We start from the raw sequence: 20,268 nt of genomic DNA, 5'->3' as shown, positions 1-20,268 counted from the left end.
GATGAATGTTCTGCGTAATGGAATCGTGACGATGTTGCTGCTGGCTGCCTTTAGCGTGCAGGCAGCCTGCAACTGGCCTGCCTGGGAGCAGTTTAAAGAGGATTATATCAGTCAGGAAGGACGCGTTATTGATCCCAGCGACGCGCGTAAAATCACCACCTCCGAAGGGCAAAGCTACGGTATGTTCTTTGCCCTGGCGGCTAACGACCGTGCTGCTTTCGATAACCTTCTCGACTGGACGCAGAACAATCTCGCCCAGGGATCATTAAAAGAACATTTGCCCGCCTGGCTGTGGGGAAAGAAAGAGAATACAAAATGGGAAGTGCTGGACAGTAACTCGGCCTCTGATGGCGATATCTGGATGGCCTGGTCATTGCTGGAAGCGGGACGATTGTGGAAAGAGCAACGCTATACCGACATTGGCAGTGCGTTGCTAAAACGCATCGCGCAAGAAGAGGTTGTGACGGTTCCTGGGCTGGGCTCTATGCTGTTACCAGGCAAAGTCGGCTTTGTCGAGGATAACTCCTGGCGCTTTAACCCGAGTTATCTGCCACCGACGCTGGCACACTACTTCACCCGCTTCGGCGCGCCGTGGACCACGCTGAGAGAAACCAATCAGCGTTTATTGCTGGAAACTGCGCCGAAAGGGTTTTCGCCAGACTGGGTACGCTATGAGAAAGACAAAGGCTGGCAGCTAAAAGCCGAAAAAACGCTGATCAGCAGCTACGATGCTATTCGGGTTTATATGTGGGTCGGCATGATGCCTGATAGCGATCCGCAAAAAGCGCGGCTGCTTAGCCGTTTTAAACCGATGGCGACATTCACCGAGAAAAACGGCTATCCACCGGAAAAAGTGGATGTTGCCACGGGGAAAGCACAAGGAACAGGGCCGGAGGGATTTTCTGCCGCCATGCTGCCATTTCTGCAAAACCGTGATGCGCAGGCCGTACAGCGCCAGCGTGTTGCCGATAACCTCCCCGGCAGCGATGCCTATTACAACTCTGTGCTGACCTTGTTTGGACAAGGCTGGGATCAACACCGTTTCCGTTTTTCGACAAAAGGTGAGTTATTACCTGACTGGGGCCAGGAATGCGCAAATTCACACTAAATATACTCACACTTTCTCTCGGGCTGGCAGTGATGCCGATGGTCGAGGCGGCGCCAACTGCTCAGCAACAGCTACTGGAGCAAGTCCGGCTGGGTGAAGCGACGCATCGTGAGGATCTGGTACAACAGTCGCTTTATCGTCTGGAACTGATTGATCCCAATAACCCGGAGGTTGTCGCCGCCCGTTTCCGCTCTCTGTTACGTCAGGGCGATGTGGATGGCGCACAAAAACAACTCAACCGATTAGCGCAATTAGCACCGAGTTCAAACGCCTATAAGTCGTCGCGTACCATCATGCTGCTTTCCACGCCAGAGGGTCGTCAGGCGCTGCAACAAGCGCGTCTCCTGGCGACCACCGGACATGCTGAAGAGGCGGTGGCGGGATACGACAAACTGTTTAACGGTACGCTGCCGGAAGGAGATATGGCGGTGGAATACTGGAGTACCGTGGCGAAAATTCCGGCCCGCCGCGGTGAAGCGATTAATCAGCTAAAACGTATTAATGCGGATACACCAGGCAACACCGGGTTGCAAAATAATTTGGCCTTATTGCTGTTCAGCAGCGACCGTCGCGATGAAGGTTTTGCCGTGCTGGAGCAGATGGCAAAATCCGACGCCGGGCGCGATGGCGCCTCTCAGATCTGGTATTCACAGATTAAAGACATGCCTGTCAGTGATGCCAGCGTGCAGGCGCTGAAAAAATATCTCTCTGTTTTCAGCGATGGCGATAGCGTGGCTGCCGCGCAGTCGCAACTGGCGGAACAACAAAAACAACTGGCCGATCCCACTTTTCGTGCTCGTGCGCAAGGTTTAGCGGCGGTGGATTCTGGCATGGCAGGTAAAGCCATTCCTGAATTGCAACAGGCCGTTCGGGCGAATCCGAAAGACAGTGAAGCGCTAGGGGCGCTGGGCCAGGCGTATTCCCAGAAAGGCGATCGCGCGAATGCGGTAGCGAATCTGGAAAAAGCCCTCGCGCTGGACCCGCACAGCAGCAACAACGACAAATGGAACAGTTTGCTGAAAGTGAACCGTTATTGGCTGGCGATCCAACAGGGTGATGCCGCACTGAAAGCGAACAATCCTGATCAGGCGGAACGCCTGTTCCAGCAGGCACGCAATGTCGATAACACCGACAGCTATGCGGTGCTGGGGCTGGGCGATGTGGCAATGGCGCGAAAAGATTACCCCGCCGCCGAACGTTATTATCAGCAGACCCTGCGCATGGACAGCAGCAACACCAACGCCGTGCGTGGACTGGCGAACATTTATCGGCAGCAATCGCCAGAAAAAGCCGAAGCGTTTATTGCATTGCTCTCTGCCAGCCAACGGCGCAGCATTGATGATATTGAACGCAGTCTGCAAAACGATCGCTTATCACAACAGGCGGAGGCACTGGAAAATCAGGGGAAATGGGCGCAGGCGGCAGCACTTCAGCGGCAACGACTGGCGCTGGACCCCGGCAGTGTGTGGGTAACTTACCGGCTCTCGCAGGATCTCTGGCAGGCCGGACAACGCACCCAGGCTGATACGTTAATGCGTAACCTGGCGCAACAGAAGCCGAATGACCCGGACCAGGTTTACGCTTACGGACTGTATCTCTCCGGTCACGATCAGGAACGGGCAGCGCTGGCGCATATCAACAATCTGCCGCGCGCCCAGTGGAACGGCAACATTCAGGAACTGGTGAATCGCCTGCAAAGCGATCAGGTACTGGAAACGGCTAATCGTCTACGTGACAGCGGCAAAGAACAGGATGCGGAGGCGATGCTACGCCAGCAACCGCCTTCCACGCGCATTGATCTTACGCTGGCTGACTGGGCGCAACAGCGACGCGATGACACCGCCGCCCGCGCGGCATATCAGAATGTGCTGGCGCGGGAGCCGAATAACGCCGATGCCATTCTTGGCCTGACGGAAGTCGATATTGCCGCAGGCGACAAAGCGGCGGCGCGCAGCCAACTGGCGAAACTTCCCGCCACCGATAACGCCTCGCTGAACACTCAGCGGCGCGTGGCGCTGGTGCAGGCGCAGCTTGGCGATACCGCAGCAGCGCAGCGGACATTTAATACGTTGATCCCGCAGGCAAAATCTCAGCCGCCGTCGATGGAAAGCGCGATGATACTGCGCGATGGCGCAAAATTTGAGGCGCAGGCAGGTGAACCACAACAGGCGCTGGAAACCTACAAAGACGCGATGATCGCTTCCGGTGTGACGACGACGCGTCCGCAGGATAACGACACCTTTACCCGCCTTACCCGTAATGACGAGAAAGACGATTGGCTGAAACGCGGCGTACGCAGCGATGCGGCAGATCTTTATCGTCAGCAGGATCTTAACGTCACTCTTGAGCATGATTACTGGGGCTCAAGCGGTACTGGCGGTTACTCCGATCTGAAAGCCCATACCACCATGTTGCAGGTGGATGCGCCGTATTCTGACGGGCGAATGTTCTTTCGCAGTGATTTCGTCAATATGAACGTCGGCAGTTTCTCCACTAATGCCGATGGTAAATGGGATGATAACTGGGGAACCTGTACGTTGCAGGACTGTAGCGGCAATCGCAGTCAGTCAGATTCTGGCGCCAGCGTTGCGGTTGGCTGGCGTAACGATACCTGGAGCTGGGATATTGGCACCACGCCGATGGGGTTCAACGTGGTAGATGTGGTTGGCGGTATTAGCTACAGCGATGATATCGGTCCGCTTGGCTATACCGTTGACGCGCATCGTCGACCTGTCTCCAGTTCAATGCTGGCCTTCGGCGGGCAAAAAGACTCTCCGAGTAATACCGGGAAAAAATGGGGCGGCGTGCGTGCCGATGGCGCAGGGATAAGCCTGAGCTATGACAGAGGCGAGGCGAACGGTGTCTGGGCATCACTTAGCGGCGATCGGTTAACCGGTAAAAACGTCGAAGATAACTGGCGCGTGCGCTGGATGACGGGCTATTACTATAAAATCATCAACGAGAATAATCGCCGTGTGACCATTGGTCTTAACAATATGATCTGGCATTACGACAAAGACCTGAGTGGGTACTCACTGGGTCAGGGCGGCTACTACAGCCCGCAGGAATACCTGTCGTTTGCGGTGCCGGTGATGTGGCGGGAACGGACGGAAAACTGGTCGTGGGAGCTGGGCGCTTCAGGCTCATGGTCGCACTCACGGACCAAAACCATGCTGCGTTATCCGCTGATGAACCTGATCCCGACCGACTGGCAGGAAGAAGCAGCGCAGCAATCCAACAGTGGTAGCAGCAGCCAGGGCTTTGGTTACACGGCGCGAGCGTTACTTGAACGGCGCGTCACGTCTAACTGGTTTGTTGGTACGGCGATTGATATCCAGAAAGCGAAGGATTATGCACCAAGCCATTTCCAGCTTTATGTACGGTATTCCGCTGCTGGATGGCAAGGTGATATGGATTTACCGCCGCAGCCGCTAATACCTTACGCCGACTGGTAAGTTTTCAGATAGCGCCTCTCTTAATGCCGCCGCGATCGGGTATACTCGGGCGGCAATCTGGGATTTCCGGGGGGAGACAATTTGCGCGTAAGTCGCTCGTTAACAATCAAGCAGATGGCAATGGTGGCAGCCGTTGTCCTGGTGTTCGTTTTTATCTTTTGCACCGTTTTGCTGTTCCATCTGGTGCAGCAGAATCGCTATAACACGGCTACGCAACTGGAAAGCATTGCTCGCTCTGTCCGCGAACCCTTATCTTCCGCCATTTTGAAAGGGGATATTCCCCAGGCGGAAGCGATTCTTGCCAGCATTAAACCGGCGGGCGTGGTCAGCCGCGCCGATGTTGTGTTACCTAACCAGTTTCAGGCGTTGCGTAAAAGTTTCATACCAGAGCGTCCGGTGCCGGTGATGGTCACCCGACTGTTTGAGCTACCGGTACAAATCTCGCTGGGCGTCTATTCACTGGAACGACCGGCAAATCCACAGCCGATTGCCTATCTGGTGCTTCAGTCGGACTCTTTTCGCATGTACAAGTTCGTGATGAGTACCCTTTCTACGTTAGTGACCATTTACTTACTATTGTCATTAATTCTGACAGTAGCGATTAGCTGGTGCATTAACCGACTGATTTTGCATCCATTACGCAATATCGCCCGTGAACTTAACGCGATCCCTCCACAGGAGATTATCGGTCATCAACTGGCTCTGCCGCGTCTGCACCAGGATGATGAAATCGGTATGCTGGTGCGCAGTTATAACCTCAATCAGCAATTGTTACAGCGCCATTATGAAGAACAGAATGAGAATGCGATGCGCTACCCGGTTTCAGATCTACCGAATAAAGCATTGCTGATGGAGATGCTGGAACAGGTGGTGGCACGTAAACAAACCACTGCGTTGATGATCATCACCTGCGAGACTCTGCGCGATACTGCGGGCGTGCTGGAAGAGGCGCAGCGGGAAATCCTGCTGCTGACGCTGGTGGAGAAACTCAAATCGGTACTGTCGCCACGTATGATCCTCGCACAGGTCAGTGGTTACGACTTTGCTGTTATCGCCAATGGCGTGCAGGAACCGTGGCACGCTATTACTTTAGGTCAGCAAGTGCTCACTATTATGTGTGAGCGCTTGCCGATTGAACGTATTCAACTGCGTCCGCACTGTAGTATCGGCGTGGCGATGTACTATGGCGATCTCACCGCCGAACAACTTTATAGCCGCGCTATTTCTGCGGCGTTTACTGCGCGACATAAAGGCAAGAACCAGATTCAGTTCTACGATCCGCAACAGATGGAGGCCGCTCAGCAACGGCTGACTGAAGAGAGCGACATCCTTAATGCGCTGGAAAATCATAAGTTTGCTGTCTGGTTGCAGCCGCAGGTGGAGATGACCAGCGGCAAGATAGTCAGTGCGGAAGTGCTACTGCGTATCCAGCAACCGGATGGTCGTTGGGAATTACCGGATGGACTAATCGATCGTATTGAATCCTGTGGGCTGATGGTGACCGTCGGTCATTGGGTGCTGGAGGAGTCTTGTCGACTGCTTGCTGCCTGGCAGGAACGCGGCTTTATGCTGCCGCTGTCGGTGAATCTCTCGGCCTTACAGCTTATGCATCCGAATATGGTGCCGGATATGCTGGAGCTGCTGACCCGTTATCGCATTCAGCCTGGGACACTGATTCTGGAAGTCACAGAAAGTCGACGTATTGATGACCCGCATGCGGCAGTGGCGATCCTTCGCCCACTACGTAACGCAGGCGTTCAGGTGGCGCTGGATGATTTCGGCATGGGTTATGCAGGGCTGCGTCAGTTGCAGCATATGAAATCGTTGCCGATCGACGTGCTGAAAATCGACAAAATGTTTGTCGATGGTTTACCGGAAGATAGCAGCATGATTGCCGCAATCATCATGCTGGCCAAAAGCCTGAATCTGCAAATTATTGCTGAAGGCGTGGAAACAGAAGCGCAACGTGACTGGCTGGCAAAAGCGGGCGTCGGCATTGCTCAGGGCTTCCTGTTTGCGCGTCCACTCCCTATCGAAATCTTCGAAGAGAGTTACCTGGAAGAAAAGTAGTTACCTCAAACTGATTACAAAACTTTAAAAAGTGCTGGTTTGTGCGAGCCAGCTCAAACTTTTTAACATTATTGTTTCAATTATGATCCAGGTACATTTCTGCGATGTTGTCTGGGTGTTATTTTAAGGCCGCAGGTACCCCATAACCTTACAAGACCTGTGGTTTTACTAAAGGACACCCTATGAAAACCTCTCTGTTTAAAAGCCTTTACTTTCAGGTCCTGACAGCGATAGCCATTGGTATTCTCCTTGGCCATTTCTATCCTGAAATAGGCGAGCAAATGAAACCGCTTGGCGACGGGTTCGTTAAGCTCATTAAGATGATCATCGCTCCTGTCATCTTTTGTACTGTTGTAACTGGCATTGCGGGCATGGAAAGCATGAAGGCGGTCGGTCGTACCGGTGCCGTTGCTCTGCTTTACTTTGAGATAGTCAGTACTATCGCGCTGATTATTGGCCTTATCATCGTTAACGTCGTCCAGCCCGGCGCTGGGATGAACGTCGATCCGGCGAGTCTTGATGCGAAAGCGGTAGCCGTTTACGCCGCGCAGGCGAAAGACCAGGGCATTGTCGCCTTCATTATGGATGTCATTCCGGCGAGCGTCATTGGCGCGTTTGCCAGCGGTAATATCCTGCAGGTGCTGCTGTTTGCCGTATTGTTTGGCTTTGCGCTCCACCGTCTGGGCAGCAAAGGCCAACTGATTTTTAACGTTATCGAAAGTTTCTCGCAGGTCATCTTCGGCATCATCAATATGATCATGCGTCTGGCGCCCATTGGCGCGTTCGGGGCGATGGCGTTTACCATCGGTAAATACGGCGTCGGAACACTGGTGCAACTGGGGCAGCTCATTATCTGCTTCTACATCACCTGTATTCTGTTCGTGGTGCTGGTACTGGGTTCTATTGCCAAAGCGACCGGCTTCAGCATTTTCAAATTTATCCGTTACATTCGTGAAGAGTTGCTGATTGTACTGGGGACCTCTTCTTCCGAATCGGCGCTGCCGCGTATGCTCGACAAAATGGAGAAACTCGGCTGCCGGAAATCGGTGGTGGGGTTAGTTATCCCAACTGGCTATTCGTTTAACCTCGATGGGACATCGATATACCTGACGATGGCGGCAGTGTTTATCGCTCAGGCGACTAACAGTCAGATGGATATCGTCCACCAAATCACGTTGTTAATCGTGTTGCTGCTGTCTTCCAAAGGGGCTGCCGGGGTAACGGGCAGTGGCTTTATCGTGCTGGCGGCAACGCTTTCTGCTGTAGGCCATTTGCCAGTGGCGGGTCTGGCGCTAATCCTCGGCATTGACCGCTTTATGTCAGAAGCTCGTGCGCTGACTAACCTGGTCGGTAACGGCGTGGCGACTATTGTGGTCGCGAAATGGGTTAAAGAACTGGACCACAAAAAACTGGATGATGTGCTGAATAATCGTGCGCCAGATGGCAAAACGCACGAATTATCCTCTTAATCTCACTACTTATGCCCGCACTCCCTTCCCCGAGTGCGGGTGTTTGCGCATAATTGACCCCTGTGCCCGAACTTACCTCCTGGGTGAGATCGGGTTTATTTCACTTCTTCCGTGACATTTCCATGTTCTTGCGGTCTAAAACGAAGTGTTTTTAACGTCATTTAGATTGTCCGATAACGGGCAGTCTTTTATTACCAGGATAGTTGATCAGGGGTTCACATGCAGGGCACAAAAATTCGACTTTTAGCGGGCGGTTTGCTGGTGATGGCCACTGCTGGCTATGTGCAGGCAGATGCGCTCCAGCCTGATCCAGCATGGCAACAGGGGACGCTCTCCAACGGATTACAGTGGCAAGTTCTGACCACGCCTCAGCGTCCCAGCGATCGTGTTGAAATTCGCCTGCTGGTTAATACCGGTTCGCTCGCCGAGAGTACACAACAGAGCGGTTACAGCCACGCGATTCCCCGTATTGCGCTAACGCAAAGCGGTGGTCTGGAAGCGGCGCAGGCGCGCTCATTATGGCAACAGGGAATTGACCCTAAGCGTCCGATGCCGCCGGTGATCGTCTCTTATGACACCACGCTATTTAATCTTAGTCTGCCAAATAATCGTAATGACTTGCTGAAAGAAGCGCTCTCTTATCTGGCGAATAGCTCTGGCAAGCTGACCATCACGCCAGAAACGGTTAACCATGCGCTGCAAAGTCAGGACATGGTGGCAACCTGGCCTGTCGATACCAAAGAAGGCTGGTGGCGTTATCGCCTGAAAGGATCGACCTTGTTAGGTCATGATCCTGCCGATCCGCTGAAACGGCCTGTGGAAGCGGAAAAGATTAAAGACTTCTACCAGAAATGGTACACCCCGGACGCAATGACGCTGTTGGTGGTGGGGAACGTCGATGCGCGTTCGGTTATCGACCAAATCAACAAAACGTTCGGTGAGCTGAAAGGCAAACGCGAAACACCGGCTCCGGTGCCAACCCTTTCTCCACTGCGTGCGGAAGCGGTTAGCATTATGACCGACGCGGTGCGCCAGGATCGGTTATCCATTATGTGGGATAACCCGTGGCAGCCGATTCGTGAGTCAGCCGCATTGTTGCGCTACTGGCGCGCTGATCTGGCCCGTGAGGCGCTGTTCTGGCACGTTCAGCAAACGTTAAGCGCCAATAACAGCAAAGATATCGGTCTTGGATTTGATTGTCGCGTGCTGTATTTACGTGCGCAATGCGCTATTAACATTGAATCGCCGAATGACAAGCTGAACAGCAACCTTAATCTGGTGGCGCGTGAACTGGCGAAAGTTCGTGATAAAGGTCTGCCGGAAGAAGAGTTCAACGCTCTGGTTGCACAAAAGAAACTGGAGTTACAGAAACTGTTTGCCGCTTATGCTCGTGCTGATACCGATATTCTGATGGGACAACGGATGCGTTCGTTGCAAAATCAGGTAGTCGATATCGCGCCGGAGCAATATCAGAAGCTGCGTCAGGATTTCCTCAATAGTCTGACAGTCGAAATGTTGAATCAGGATCTGCGCCAGCAACTGTCGAACGATATGGCGTTAATTCTGCTGCAGCCGAAAGGCGAGCCGGAATTTAACATGAAAGATTTGCAGGCTACCTGGGAGCAGATCATGGCGCCATCTACCGCCGCTGCAGCGACGTCTGTCGCCACGGATGATGTGCATCCCGAAGTTACGGATATTCCACCCGTACAGTAATAGAGAGTCAGCCTGATGGTAATGAGTTAGCGCTGCCATCAGGCGTTTCTGGAAGAGCTGGATAGAGGCCTGACACGTTATCCAGCTTTTTGCATACGTCGTTTTTACGCTGGCATTGCTTCACGCGGGATAATCGCGCCGCGATACTGAATAACGGTGCTTGCGGTCAGATGTCCGCGTTTCGCGGCGTCTTCTGCATTGCCGCCAGTCAGGCGTACCGCCAGATAACCGGCACTGAAAGAGTCGCCAGCTGCGGTGGTGTCGATCACTTTCTCTTTCGGCAATTTCACTGCAGGAACATCCACTAACTCTTCGCCAGCAATGGACACCAGGCAAGAATCTGCCCCGCGTTTCACTACCACTTCTTTCACGCCCGCGTTATGGGTACGCGCAATGACGTCTTCCACTGGCTGTTGGCCCCACAGCGCGTCTTCGTCGTCCAGCGTCAGGAAGGCGATATCTGTGCATTCCAGCATCTGCTGGTACACCTGTTGCGTTTCTTCTTTACTTGCCCACAGGCGCGGACGGTAGTTATTGTCGAAAATAACCTTCCCGCCGTTGGCGCGGCATTCGCGCAGTAGGGAAAGGAGTTTCTCACGACTGGTTGGACTCAGGATCGCCAGGCTAATGCCACTAAGATAGAGGTAATCGAAATTCGCTAACTCTGCACAAATTGCCGCAGATTGCTCGCTCTCCAGCCAGAATTTTGCGGCCGCTTCGTTACGCCAGTAGTAGAAAGTACGCTCGCCAGTGCTGTCGGTTTCAATGTAGTAAAGGCCCGGCAGACGATTTTCCATCCGTTGAGTCAGGGAAGTATCGATGTTTTCAGCGTGCCAGGTATCCAGCATCTGTTGGCTAAAACTGTCCGTTCCCAGCGCAGTTACGTAATGAACCGTTAACTCCTCAGGGACGACCTGACGGGCAATATAAACGGAAGTATTCAGGGTATCGCCGCCGAAACCGCGCTTAACGTCTGCGCCTTTCTCGGAAAGCTCAATCATGCATTCGCCAATCACGGCAATCTTTTTGGACATAGTCGTGAACCCGATTTGTAAAAATTAGCGTTAGTTTGCGCTGTGGTGGTTTGCTGGTCAACTATATTAAAACGCTGTTCCATTATTTTTTTGAACCAGAACGTGTTCCTGGATGATTATGCCGTTGTGCGGGTAAATTTAGCGGCATCAGGCGGTAAAGTTCTGGTACTACGCGCCGATAATCTTTGTCGAGTCCGGGCTGTATCACTCTTAAACACAGGACATCTTCGATGATAAGGCAGGTTATCCAGCGAATAAGCAACCCTGAAGCCAGTATCGAAAGCTTGCAGGAACGGCGTTTTTGGTTGCAGTGTGAGCTTGCTTACACCTGGCAGCCGATTTATCAGGTTTCCGGGCGGTTGATGGCCGTGGAGTTGTTGACCGTGGTTACACATCCCGATAACCCTTCGCAACGGCTGCCGCCCGATCGCTATTTTGCTGAAATTACCATCAGCCACCGTATGGACGTTGTGAGGGCACAGGTCGAATTGTTGGCAAAAAAAGCCGATTTTTTTGCCCAGCACGATCTTCTGGCTTCGGTCAATATTGATGGGCCTACACTTATCGCCCTGCGCCAGCAGCCGGAAATTTTGCGCCTGATTGAATGCCTTCCCTGGCTGCGATTCGAACTGGTGGAACACATTCGCCTGCCGAAAGGTTCCACTTTTGCATCAATATGCGAATTTGGTCCGTTGTGGCTGGATGATTTCGGCACCGGGATGGCTAATTTCTCTGCGCTAAGTGAAGTGCGTTATGACTACATCAAAATCGCCCGCGAATTATTTGTGATGCTGCGTCAATCGCCGGAAGGCCGCACGCTCTTTTCTCAGCTCATGCACTTGATGAATCGCTATTGTCGTGGGGTGATCGTCGAAGGCGTGGAGACAGAGGAGGAGTGGAGCGATGTTCAGAATTCACCTGCCTTCGCCGCACAAGGCTGGTTTCTTTCACGCCCGGCGCCGATAGAAACACTGGATACGGTGGTGCTGGCGCTGTAAGTTGCCGGATGCCAGGCACCCGGCAAATACATTATAACGACTGGTGCCTTGTCTCATGCGTCAACAGCAGGGCGATTAGCGTCAATCCAGCCATCGCCGCCAGATATAACCCAACCGCGCCTAACCCATAATGAGCTTGTAACCAGGCCGCGATATACGGTGCAACGGAAGCACCGAGAATCGACGACACGTTATAAGAGAACGATGCACCGGTGTAACGCACTTCTGTCGGGAACAGCTCCGGCAACAACGCGCCCATCGGCCCGAAGGTCAGCCCCATCAGGCTTAACCCCAGTAACAGGAAGGCAAAAACCAGAATCGGATTGCCTGAACCAAGCAGCGGATTAAAGGCGAACAGCGCGAACAGGATGATAAGCGAGGTGATGATCACCATGCTTTTACGACGACCAAAGGCATCTGCCAGCAAACCGGCTACCGGCACCATCACGCCAAAACCAATGACTGCCAGCATCAGCATCCACAACACTTCGTTACGCGGCAAGCCAAGCCCGACTGGCGCGCTGGCGGTGCTGAAGGTCATTGAATAGACAGTCATGATGTAAAACAGCGTGTAGGTTGCCAGCATGATGAAGGTGCCAAGTACCGTGACGCGTACGTGTTTGGTCAGCAACGTACCCAGCGGGATCTTTACCTGCTTTTTCGCTTTCGCCACTTTTTCAAACACCGGCGACTCATGCAGCGATACGCGGACATACAGACCGATAATTACCAATATCGCCGAGAAGATAAACGGTACGCGCCAGCCCCAGCTCATAAACTGCTCGTCCGTCAGCAACCAGGAAAGCAGCAGGAAAGTGCCGTTGGCGAAGAAGAAGCCGATTGGTGCGCCTAATTGTGGGAAGGAGCCGTACAGCGCACGTTTGCGAGGTGGTGCGTTCTCGGTTGCCAACAGCGCCGCGCCTCCCCATTCACCGCCTAAGCCGAGACCCTGACCAAATCGAGCCAGCGCTAACAGCAGCGGAGCAAAAATACCAATTGTGGCGTAGCCTGGCAGCAGACCAATCACTACTGTCGAAATCCCCATCGTGAGCAATGAGGCAACCAGCGTGGTTTTACGTCCAATGCGATCGCCGAAATGACCGAATACGGCAGAACCGATTGGGCGTGCGACAAAGGCGATAGCGAAAGTGGCGAGCGACTGTAGCGTTGCTGCTGTCGGATCGCCCTGCGGGAAGAAGATATGCGGGAATACAATTACGGCTGCGGTGGCGTAAATGTAGAAGTCGAAGAACTCAATGGCTGTGCCAATGAGGGAGGCGACCAGCACTTTATTTCGTGAGTTTATCGGCGTGTATTCTTGCTCGTGGTCGAGTGTTGTAGCGGTTGCTTGCATAATCTTTTCTTATTTTTTGGCTAACGAATAGCCATATTACGCATAGCAAAAGTGATATTTCAATCTGTAACAAATCATGAAAGTGTCCAAAAAACAGGCAAAAAGTGAATAATGTTTATGCCGGTAATTTTTCTTCTATGAAATGCTTCACACAATTTCATAAATGGTCGATAAAACTGGTTTTAGGTTAAATAAAAGTTACTAACTGGATTTATATGCTGAGGTTATGAGTCGGAATGAAATTGTTTGCTCTTTAAGAGATGGCTGAAGAGGATCTGGGAAAGCGTTTCAAGTGGTTATGTGCGCATTATAGCCGGATGCGATGCTGGCGCATCTTATCCGGCCTACGGGGAGCCAGGCCGAATAAATTCGTAGGCCGGATAAGGCGTTTTCGCCGCATCCGGCACAATGGTAAGTCGGATATGCTTATCCGACCCGGCATCGGACATATTTTACCGCTGCGTTTTTCCCGGCATTCGCGGATCGTCTTTGTACTCGGCAGTGGCAATCCACGCCGCGCAAAACAACGTCAGACGGGCGAAGAAATAGAAAAACGCCATCAGTCCCAGCACTGAGCCAAATGCCGCGCCAGAGGGGGATTTCATCAACGACGGCAAGGTGTAGGTCATCACGATTTTAATCACTTCAAAACCAATAGCGGCAAGGAGTGTCCCGCGGATCAGCGCCTTTTTACGTGGTCGGTGGCGAGGCAGTCGCCAGAAAATCCAGAAGAAAAGCAAATAGTTAGCAAAGATAGAAATCGCCAGACCAATCAATCGCCATGTCGGTTTCAGCCACTCAATACTGTTGAGATGCAGCGCGGTAATAATCATCTGCTGTGCAGAACCGGCGACAGAGGTAATCGAAAGGGTGACTATCAGCGCAATCAGCAAGCCAATCAGTGAAATAAAATCACGCAGATATTTAACCCAGAATTTTTCCTGATCTTGCGGCGAACGTTCCCAGACATCCCGTGATTGGGCACGAATAGCCTCACGCAAGTTTCCCGTCCAGTTAATGCCAGAATAAAGCGCCACAGCCAGACCGACGAGTCCCACGGTGGTGCGTTGTTGAACAGCGGTATTGATCGTGTTTTTTAATGTGGCGGCCAGCGTCGGATCGCTGATGTTTTGCAGAATTTTGTCGAAGATATTCTGTAATAGCATGGGATGGGATGCCAGGATAAAACCGGCGGCGGCAAATGACACCATCAAAATTGGGATCATCGACAAAAACGAAAAATAGGTGATAGCCGCGCCAAACTGGTTGCCCAGCCGATCATTAAAGCGCTCTGTCGCACGAATCAGGTGCGCGATGACAGGTTGACGTTGGACTTTTTCGGCGGTGGTAGTGACGGTTTCCAGCGCCAGACTGACTTTATTGCCCTTGTCGCTATTTTTCAGGTGGTTAATTGGATCCTGAGGGGGACGTTTGATCTCGTTTTCCTGAGTCATCCGCTCTTTAGTCCTTCTGTTGTTGTCTTTTTTAAAAAGTATAGTCGGTCAGTTCAGGTGTTCTTTCATTACGCCGGCCAGCCACTGCATAAACAGGTTTACACGGCGGGAAAGCTCCCGGCGTTGCGGGTAAAGCAGAGAAATGAGCAGTGGTTCAGCGCGGTAGCCGGGTAGTACTTCGATAAGCCGCCCGGCGCGCAGGGCTTCGCGTACTATCACGCGTGGTATCTGGATTATGCCAAGCCCGGCCAGTCCGGCGGCGAGATAGGTTTCGCTGCTGTTTACAGTCAACATACCGCCGGATTTTACCCACTGGACGCCATTGTCGCTGGCGACTTCGAAACCTAACGGATGCACCGCTAAATTCGGGGTGTAATGCACCAGTGCGTGTGAGGTGAGATCGTCCAGGTTTTCCGGGTAGCCAAAACGTGTCAGGTAGTGTGGACTGGCACAGTTGACCATCGTCAACTTGCCGAGCGGACGGGTGATCATTCCGTCGTCGGGCAATGTGCCAATGCGTACGACACAATCAAAGCCATCGCGAAGAATATCCACCGGATGGTCGCTGCTGCTCAACTCCAGTTCGATGCCAGGATACTGATACAGGAAATCGGGTAAATGTGGCAGGAACAAATTTTTCGCGATTCCGGGCGGAATATCGACGCGCAATTTGCCGCTGATACTGGTGACGTCGTGTTGAAACAGACCGTCCAGTTCGTTGAGGTTACTCAATATGTCTTTTGCCCGTTGGTAATAGGTCATCCCATCCGGGGTTAACCGAACCCGACGCGTGGTACGTTGCAGCAACTGAGTGCCGAGCTGGTTTTCCAGCGCCTGTATCTGACGCGAGACACTTCCTTTGGGCAAAGCAAAGAAATCTGCCGCGCGGGAAAAACTTTCCAGCTCTGCAACTTTAATGAACAACTGCATTGCATGAATTTTATCCATTTATTTGACCGATTGTTGTTCATAGAGAAACAGTAATGCGTATATCGCATTGTTTATTGTTTTTTCTAACATCTAACACGTGATTTCACAACGTTGTAACGGTGAAATCACGTATTTTTCAGAAGGAAAGGGCGTAATAGCGTATAGAGTCAGGAAAATAGCAGGGTAACGGTGGCTATTTTCATTCATTTCTTTAAATGCGAAGTTGCTGCATAGGCTAATTGTGCGCAAGTTGAGCATTTTTTTCGTGATGGAAAAATATAGCGTAATAAACGACATCATTGATGTTGTTTGAAGAAGATACAGAAATATAAGGATATCCTTAAAAATGTTTTAAATAGTGCCCTCGACATGTAATTTCAGACGTTTAGCTGTAACTATTTATATCAGTAACTCTTTTCCTCCCTTTGTATCTGTAGAATGGCTACCGCCAAATGGCGAATTCTTATTTGGTCTCTCGGGTAATACCCTTCCACTACTTAAGGCTTTTAACGTATCCAGGTGGAGATTCAGTAATGCAAATAGTCATGTTTGACAGGCAGTCAATATTTATTCATGGAATGAAAGTCAGTTTACAGCAGCGTATTCCAGGAGTGAGTATTCAGGGGGTCAGTCAGGCAGACGAGTTATGGCAAAAGCTGGAAAGTTATCCCGAAGCCTTAGTTATGCTTGATGGCGATCAGGATGGCGAGTTTTGCTACTGGTTGCTGCAAAAAACCGTGGTGCAATTTCCTGATGTTAAGGTGTTGATAACGGCGACGGACTGTAACAAACAATGGTTACAGGAAGTTATCCATTTTAATGTGATGGCCATTGTGCCGCGTGATTCAGGCGTCGAAACATTCGCATTGGCGGTAAATAGCACGGCGATGGGGATGATGTTTCTGCCAGGAGACTGGCGAACTACGCCGGAAAAAGACATGAAAGATCTGAAATCGTTAAGCGCCCGTCAGCGGGAAATTTTAACTATGCTGGCAGCCGGCGAATCAAATAAAGAGATTGGCCGGGCGTTAAATATCAGTACCGGAACGGTAAAAGCGCATCTGGAATCGCTCTATCGGCGTCTGGAAGTGAAAAATCGCACTCAGGCGGCAATGATGTTAAATATCTCCTCCTGAAGGGGATAATTTTACAGCCAGCAGGGTGTTTGCGGCTGGCTGTAAAAATATTACGGTTCGCCGTACAAACTCATTAATCGCCGTACCACGCCATTAGTCCAGCCAAATCCATCCTGTAATGGGTATTCGCCGCCGCCGCCTTCCCGAGGGATATCGTCGGCAATATGGTATTTCTCGATCAGTTTGTGGTGCTTAAGGTAGAACTGATTCACCGTTTTTAGCCAATTACACGCAATCTCATCGCCCAGATGGTCATCACCGTACATTTTGAACCCCTGAATCGCCATCCATTGTAACGGTGCCCAGCCGTTCGGTTTATCCCATTGTTCGCCCGTTTCATACTCGCTCGCCAGAATGCCGCCAGGCGTCAGTAATCGGCTACGCACGGCATTTGCCAGACGATCGGCCTGTTCATGGCTTGCCATGCCGACATATAACGGCACAATAGCGGCAGCGGTAAACAGGGCTAACTGCTCACGTCGCCAGTCGTAATCACGGTAGATGCCGTTTTCATCATCCCAGAGATAACGGTTTACTGCATTACGGCGAGCGTTGGCATTCTGGCGAAACAGGGTTTCTGCCTCCTTATCGCCCTTCAATGCTGAGATATTGGCGATGACGCTTTCCAGTTTGAACAGGAAAGCATTAAGGTCCACGGGGATAAATTGAGTGGTGCGAATACTGGCCAGACGGCCTGCATCACGCAGCCAGCGGGAGGAATAATCCCAGCCAGAAGCCGCCCCCGCACGTAAATCGCGATATACCTCGTTCGGCGGGCGACCAGAGTGCTTCGCCGTTTCCACATCTTCCAGCCAGGATTCGTCGCGCGGCGTGTCACGGTCGTCCCAGTAGCGGTTGAGCAGAGAACCGTCCGGCATTCGCACTACGTGGCGGTAAGCCTGGTTGGGAATCAGCGATTGTGCGCCGTCCATCCAGAAGGCATATTCCATTTTCAGATGGGAAAGATAACGGCGCGCGCCGCGTACGCCATCTTCTTCAAACAGTTCCACCATCAGCGCAAAAACGGGCGGCTGTGAGCGGCTCAAATAATAAGTGCGGTTGCCGTTGGGAATGTGACCATAGTTTTCGATCATCCAGGCGAAGTTATCGGCCATGCATTTCAGCAAATCTTCGCGCCCGCTTTCCGCCAGCCCCAGCATAGTGAAATAGGAATCCCAGTAGTAGGTCTCGCTAAAACGTCCCCCAGGCACAATGTACGATTGCGGCAGCGCCAGCAGAGACGACCACGGGATATGGGCCTGTGGCTCGCGGGTTAATACCGGCCATAGCTGGTCGATATGCTCTTTTAGCGAATTTTGCGGGTCCGATACATACTCGCTGGCGTAGACTTTCGGCAGCCAGAAATGATTTTCAACGAACTGGCGTAAGTCAAAATCCCGATGACGGCGCACTTTTCGATAGCGAATTAATATATCCAGCGGGTCCATTTTGGGCGCACAGTCGGGGAAAGTTTTGCTGTCCGGGAAAATTTTCGCGCCCTGGACATGCTCGAACAACTCAAGATAGCGATCGGCTGGTGTTAATGCGTCTGAGGCGGGCAGTCCCTCAATCATTTCGGGTTCCGGTTCCGCTTCAATCATCTCATCCAGTTTTAATTCATACGGATCCAGTTCATAACAGAGATTGACCTCGATCGTCAGTTTGTCTGGATTAGGATTTTGAATTTTCTGATTGAGCATAAGGATCCAGCCTCCGAAATTTATCTCTAATAATTGAGCTTTCCTTTAAGGATAGTCATTCGTTCCGGTAGGTGGACAACATAGCGTGCGGTAGATTTCGTTTATTCGCTTACCAAAAAAATATAACGTTATAATATCAATAAGTTTTATAAAAATAATGTTTTCTTATTGTTTTTTGTTTTCGGAATATTCAATTTTATATTCGTACAAGTCGTGATATGCCATACCGAACACCGATAATAGGCACAGACTATCTTATTGATAGCTTATATTTATATGATAGATTGATTCCTATCAAAAAAACATATATTCCTGTTTTTTTATGATGTCTTTGTCTCGCAGAGATTTTTGCTGCTATCTGGAGAATTTTCTGGCTCACCATAACTCACCACCGTGAGGGAAGAATAATGAGAATGGTCTCACGTATTACCGCGATCGGCATCGCTGGCGTCGCGATTTGTTATTTAGGATTATCTGGTTACGTGTGGTACCACGATAATAAACGCAGTAAACAGGTCGATGTTCAGGCATCAACTGTTGGCGAAAATAATAAAGTTCTGGGTTTTCTCAGCGAGAAGGGATGCGATTATTGTCATACGCCTTCAGCAGAATTACCTGTCTATTATTATATTCCTGGTGCAAAACAGTTGATGGATTACGACATCAGGCTGGGATATAAATCTTTCAACTTAGAAGCGGTCCGTGCGGCATTGTTGGCCGATAAACCTGTTTCGCAAAGCGATCTGAATAAGATTGAATGGGTAATGCAATACGAAACGATGCCGCCAACACGTTATACCGCGCTGCACTGGGCGGGTAAGGTGAGTGATGAAGAGCGTGCGGAAATTCTCGCGTGGGTTGCGAAGCAACGTGCAGAATATTACACCAGCGCTGACACAGCGCCAGAGCATCGTAATGAGCCGGTACAGCCTATCCCGCAAAAATTGCCTACTGATGCGCAAAAAGTGGCGCTGGGCTTTGCGCTGTATCACGATCCCCGTTTATCAAGTGATAACACGATTTCCTGTGCGCATTGCCATGCGTTAAACGCGGGTGGCGTCGATGGCAGAAAAACCTCGATTGGCGTTGGTGGCGCAGTTGGCCCTATTAATGCACCGACAGTGTTTAACTCGGTGTTTAACGTTGAGCAGTTCTGGGACGGGCGCGCCGCAACGTTGCAGGATCAGGCTGGTGGGCCACCGTTGAACCCGATTGAAATGGCGTCAAAATCCTGGGACGAAATCATCGCGAAGCTGGAAAAAGATCCGGCGCTGAAAGCGCAGTTCCTCGCGGTATATCCACAAGGTTTTAGCGGTGAAAGTATTACTGATGCAATTGCTGAGTTTGAGAAAACATTAATTACGCCAGATTCACCGTTTGATAAATGGTTGCGTGGTGATGAAAATGCGCTGACGGCACAACAGAAAAAAGGTTATCAGTTATTTAAAGATAATAAATGTGCGACTTGTCATGGCGGTATTATTCTCGGCGGACGTTCCTTTGAACCGTTGGGCCTGAAAAAAGACTTTAACTTTGGTGAAATTACTGCGGCGGATATTGGTCGTATGAATGTCACTAAAGAGGAACGCGATAAATTGCGCCAAAAAGTACCGGGTCTGCGTAACGTTGCGCTGACGGCGCCATACTTCCACCGTGGCGACGTGCCGACGCTGGATGGGGCGGTAAAATTGATGCTGCGCTATCAGGTTGGTAAAGAGCTGCCGCAGGAAGATGTGGATGATATTGTTGCTTTCCTGCACAGTCTGAATGGGGTTTACACACCCTATATGCAAGATAAACAATAATTAATTTAATCGCCCGAAGTAAAATATTCGGGCGATTTT

Annotated in this window: 13 protein-coding genes; 8 read left to right on the top strand and 5 right to left on the bottom strand. The window is 51.2% G+C overall.

Going from position 1 to position 20,268, the window contains the following annotated elements; all coding sequences use genetic code 11:
* Position 1: 1 nt before the first annotated feature.
* The 5 genes from bcsZ (at position 2) to PS053_RS13130 (ending at position 9,818) form a co-directional block, all read left to right on the top strand.
* Positions 2–1,108 carry a cellulose synthase complex periplasmic endoglucanase BcsZ gene (gene bcsZ / locus PS053_RS13150; RefSeq protein WP_098402231.1) on the top strand — a complete coding sequence of 369 codons (1,107 nt, stop codon included), beginning with the start codon at positions 2–4 and terminating at the stop codon, positions 1,106–1,108.
* Complete coding sequence (gene bcsC, locus PS053_RS13145) at positions 1,090–4,563, top strand: cellulose synthase complex outer membrane protein BcsC (RefSeq protein ID WP_256921722.1); 3,474 nt, start codon at positions 1,090–1,092, stop codon at positions 4,561–4,563. The genes bcsZ and bcsC overlap by 19 nt, the downstream gene beginning before the upstream one ends.
* A gap of 81 nt (positions 4,564–4,644) precedes the next feature.
* On the top strand, positions 4,645–6,633 hold the full coding sequence (gene hmsP, locus PS053_RS13140) for a biofilm formation regulator HmsP (RefSeq protein ID WP_001266335.1): 1,989 nt from the start codon (positions 4,645–4,647) through the stop codon (positions 6,631–6,633).
* Between the two features lie 182 nt (positions 6,634–6,815).
* Positions 6,816–8,102 (top strand): C4-dicarboxylate transporter DctC, encoded by a 1,287-nt coding sequence (gene dctA, locus PS053_RS13135; RefSeq protein ID WP_256879273.1) that lies wholly within the window; start codon positions 6,816–6,818, stop codon positions 8,100–8,102.
* 219 nt (positions 8,103–8,321) lie between these two features.
* Positions 8,322–9,818 carry a M16 family metallopeptidase gene (locus PS053_RS13130; RefSeq protein ID WP_256879274.1) on the top strand — a complete coding sequence of 499 codons (1,497 nt, stop codon included), beginning with the start codon at positions 8,322–8,324 and terminating at the stop codon, positions 9,816–9,818.
* 104 nt (positions 9,819–9,922) lie between these two features.
* Here PS053_RS13130 and kdgK read toward each other — a convergent pair whose 3' ends face one another.
* Positions 9,923–10,852 (bottom strand): 2-dehydro-3-deoxygluconokinase, encoded by a 930-nt coding sequence (gene kdgK / locus PS053_RS13125; RefSeq protein WP_000037568.1) that lies wholly within the window; start codon positions 10,850–10,852, stop codon positions 9,923–9,925.
* 230 nt (positions 10,853–11,082) lie between these two features.
* Here kdgK and pdeH point away from each other — a divergent pair, with 230 nt between their 5' ends.
* The gene (gene pdeH / locus PS053_RS13120) at positions 11,083–11,850 is read left to right on the top strand and encodes a cyclic-guanylate-specific phosphodiesterase (RefSeq protein ID WP_000621115.1); all 768 of its coding nucleotides are present in this window, start codon (positions 11,083–11,085) and stop codon (positions 11,848–11,850) included.
* 31 nt (positions 11,851–11,881) lie between these two features.
* Here the strand turns inward: pdeH and PS053_RS13115 are convergent, their stop codons facing one another.
* From PS053_RS13115 to PS053_RS13105, 3 genes are all read right to left on the bottom strand, one after another.
* Positions 11,882–13,204 carry an MFS transporter gene (locus PS053_RS13115; RefSeq protein ID WP_131109899.1) on the bottom strand — a complete coding sequence of 441 codons (1,323 nt, stop codon included), beginning with the start codon at positions 13,202–13,204 and terminating at the stop codon, positions 11,882–11,884.
* A 452-nt stretch (positions 13,205–13,656) separates the two neighbouring features.
* On the bottom strand, positions 13,657–14,658 hold the full coding sequence (gene yhjD / locus PS053_RS13110; protein WP_000191240.1) for an inner membrane protein YhjD: 1,002 nt from the start codon (positions 14,656–14,658) through the stop codon (positions 13,657–13,659).
* 48 nt (positions 14,659–14,706) lie between these two features.
* Complete coding sequence (locus tag PS053_RS13105; RefSeq protein WP_059221327.1) at positions 14,707–15,606, bottom strand: LysR family transcriptional regulator; 900 nt, start codon at positions 15,604–15,606, stop codon at positions 14,707–14,709.
* 515 nt (positions 15,607–16,121) lie between these two features.
* Here PS053_RS13105 and PS053_RS13100 point away from each other — a divergent pair.
* Positions 16,122–16,724: a helix-turn-helix transcriptional regulator gene (locus PS053_RS13100; RefSeq protein WP_001167684.1), complete on the top strand. Its 603-nt coding sequence runs from the start codon at positions 16,122–16,124 to the stop codon at positions 16,722–16,724.
* Between the two features lie 50 nt (positions 16,725–16,774).
* On the opposite strand, the gene PS053_RS13095 is transcribed toward PS053_RS13100, so the two are convergent.
* On the bottom strand, positions 16,775–18,424 hold the full coding sequence (locus PS053_RS13095) for an alpha,alpha-trehalase (RefSeq protein WP_256879275.1): 1,650 nt from the start codon (positions 18,422–18,424) through the stop codon (positions 16,775–16,777).
* A 407-nt stretch (positions 18,425–18,831) separates the two neighbouring features.
* Here PS053_RS13095 and ccp point away from each other — a divergent pair, with 407 nt between their 5' ends.
* Positions 18,832–20,229, top strand: a complete 1,398-nt coding sequence (gene ccp / locus PS053_RS13090; RefSeq protein WP_025238132.1) for a cytochrome c peroxidase — start codon at positions 18,832–18,834, stop codon at positions 20,227–20,229.
* Positions 20,230–20,268: the final 39 nt, after the last annotated feature.

Origin of the sequence: Escherichia albertii (assembly GCF_028622335.1) — a bacterium.
GTDB classification, from domain to species: domain Bacteria; phylum Pseudomonadota; class Gammaproteobacteria; order Enterobacterales; family Enterobacteriaceae; genus Escherichia; species Escherichia albertii.
Note: the sequence above shows the minus strand (reverse complement) of the source record. Positions and strands in the feature narration are given on the sequence as shown.

What these genes read in the sequence shown, in the direction of transcription:
- bcsZ (WP_098402231.1), top strand. Translation starts at nt 2, where the DNA reads ATGAATGTTCTGCGTAATGGAATCGTGACGATGTTGCTGCTGGCTGCC.
- kdgK (WP_000037568.1), bottom strand. Translation starts at nt 10,852, where the DNA reads ATGTCCAAAAAGATTGCCGTGATTGGCGAATGCATGATTGAGCTTTCC.
- PS053_RS13100 (WP_001167684.1), top strand. Translation starts at nt 16,122, where the DNA reads ATGCAAATAGTCATGTTTGACAGGCAGTCAATATTTATTCATGGAATG.
- dctA (WP_256879273.1), top strand. Translation starts at nt 6,816, where the DNA reads ATGAAAACCTCTCTGTTTAAAAGCCTTTACTTTCAGGTCCTGACAGCG.
- PS053_RS13105 (WP_059221327.1), bottom strand. Translation starts at nt 15,606, where the DNA reads ATGGATAAAATTCATGCAATGCAGTTGTTCATTAAAGTTGCAGAGCTG.
- bcsC (WP_256921722.1), top strand. Translation starts at nt 1,090, where the DNA reads ATGCGCAAATTCACACTAAATATACTCACACTTTCTCTCGGGCTGGCA.
- PS053_RS13095 (WP_256879275.1), bottom strand. Translation starts at nt 18,424, where the DNA reads ATGCTCAATCAGAAAATTCAAAATCCTAATCCAGACAAACTGACGATC.
- ccp (WP_025238132.1), top strand. Translation starts at nt 18,832, where the DNA reads ATGAGAATGGTCTCACGTATTACCGCGATCGGCATCGCTGGCGTCGCG.
- PS053_RS13115 (WP_131109899.1), bottom strand. Translation starts at nt 13,204, where the DNA reads ATGCAAGCAACCGCTACAACACTCGACCACGAGCAAGAATACACGCCG.
- PS053_RS13130 (WP_256879274.1), top strand. Translation starts at nt 8,322, where the DNA reads ATGCAGGGCACAAAAATTCGACTTTTAGCGGGCGGTTTGCTGGTGATG.
- pdeH (WP_000621115.1), top strand. Translation starts at nt 11,083, where the DNA reads ATGATAAGGCAGGTTATCCAGCGAATAAGCAACCCTGAAGCCAGTATC.
- yhjD (WP_000191240.1), bottom strand. Translation starts at nt 14,658, where the DNA reads ATGACTCAGGAAAACGAGATCAAACGTCCCCCTCAGGATCCAATTAAC.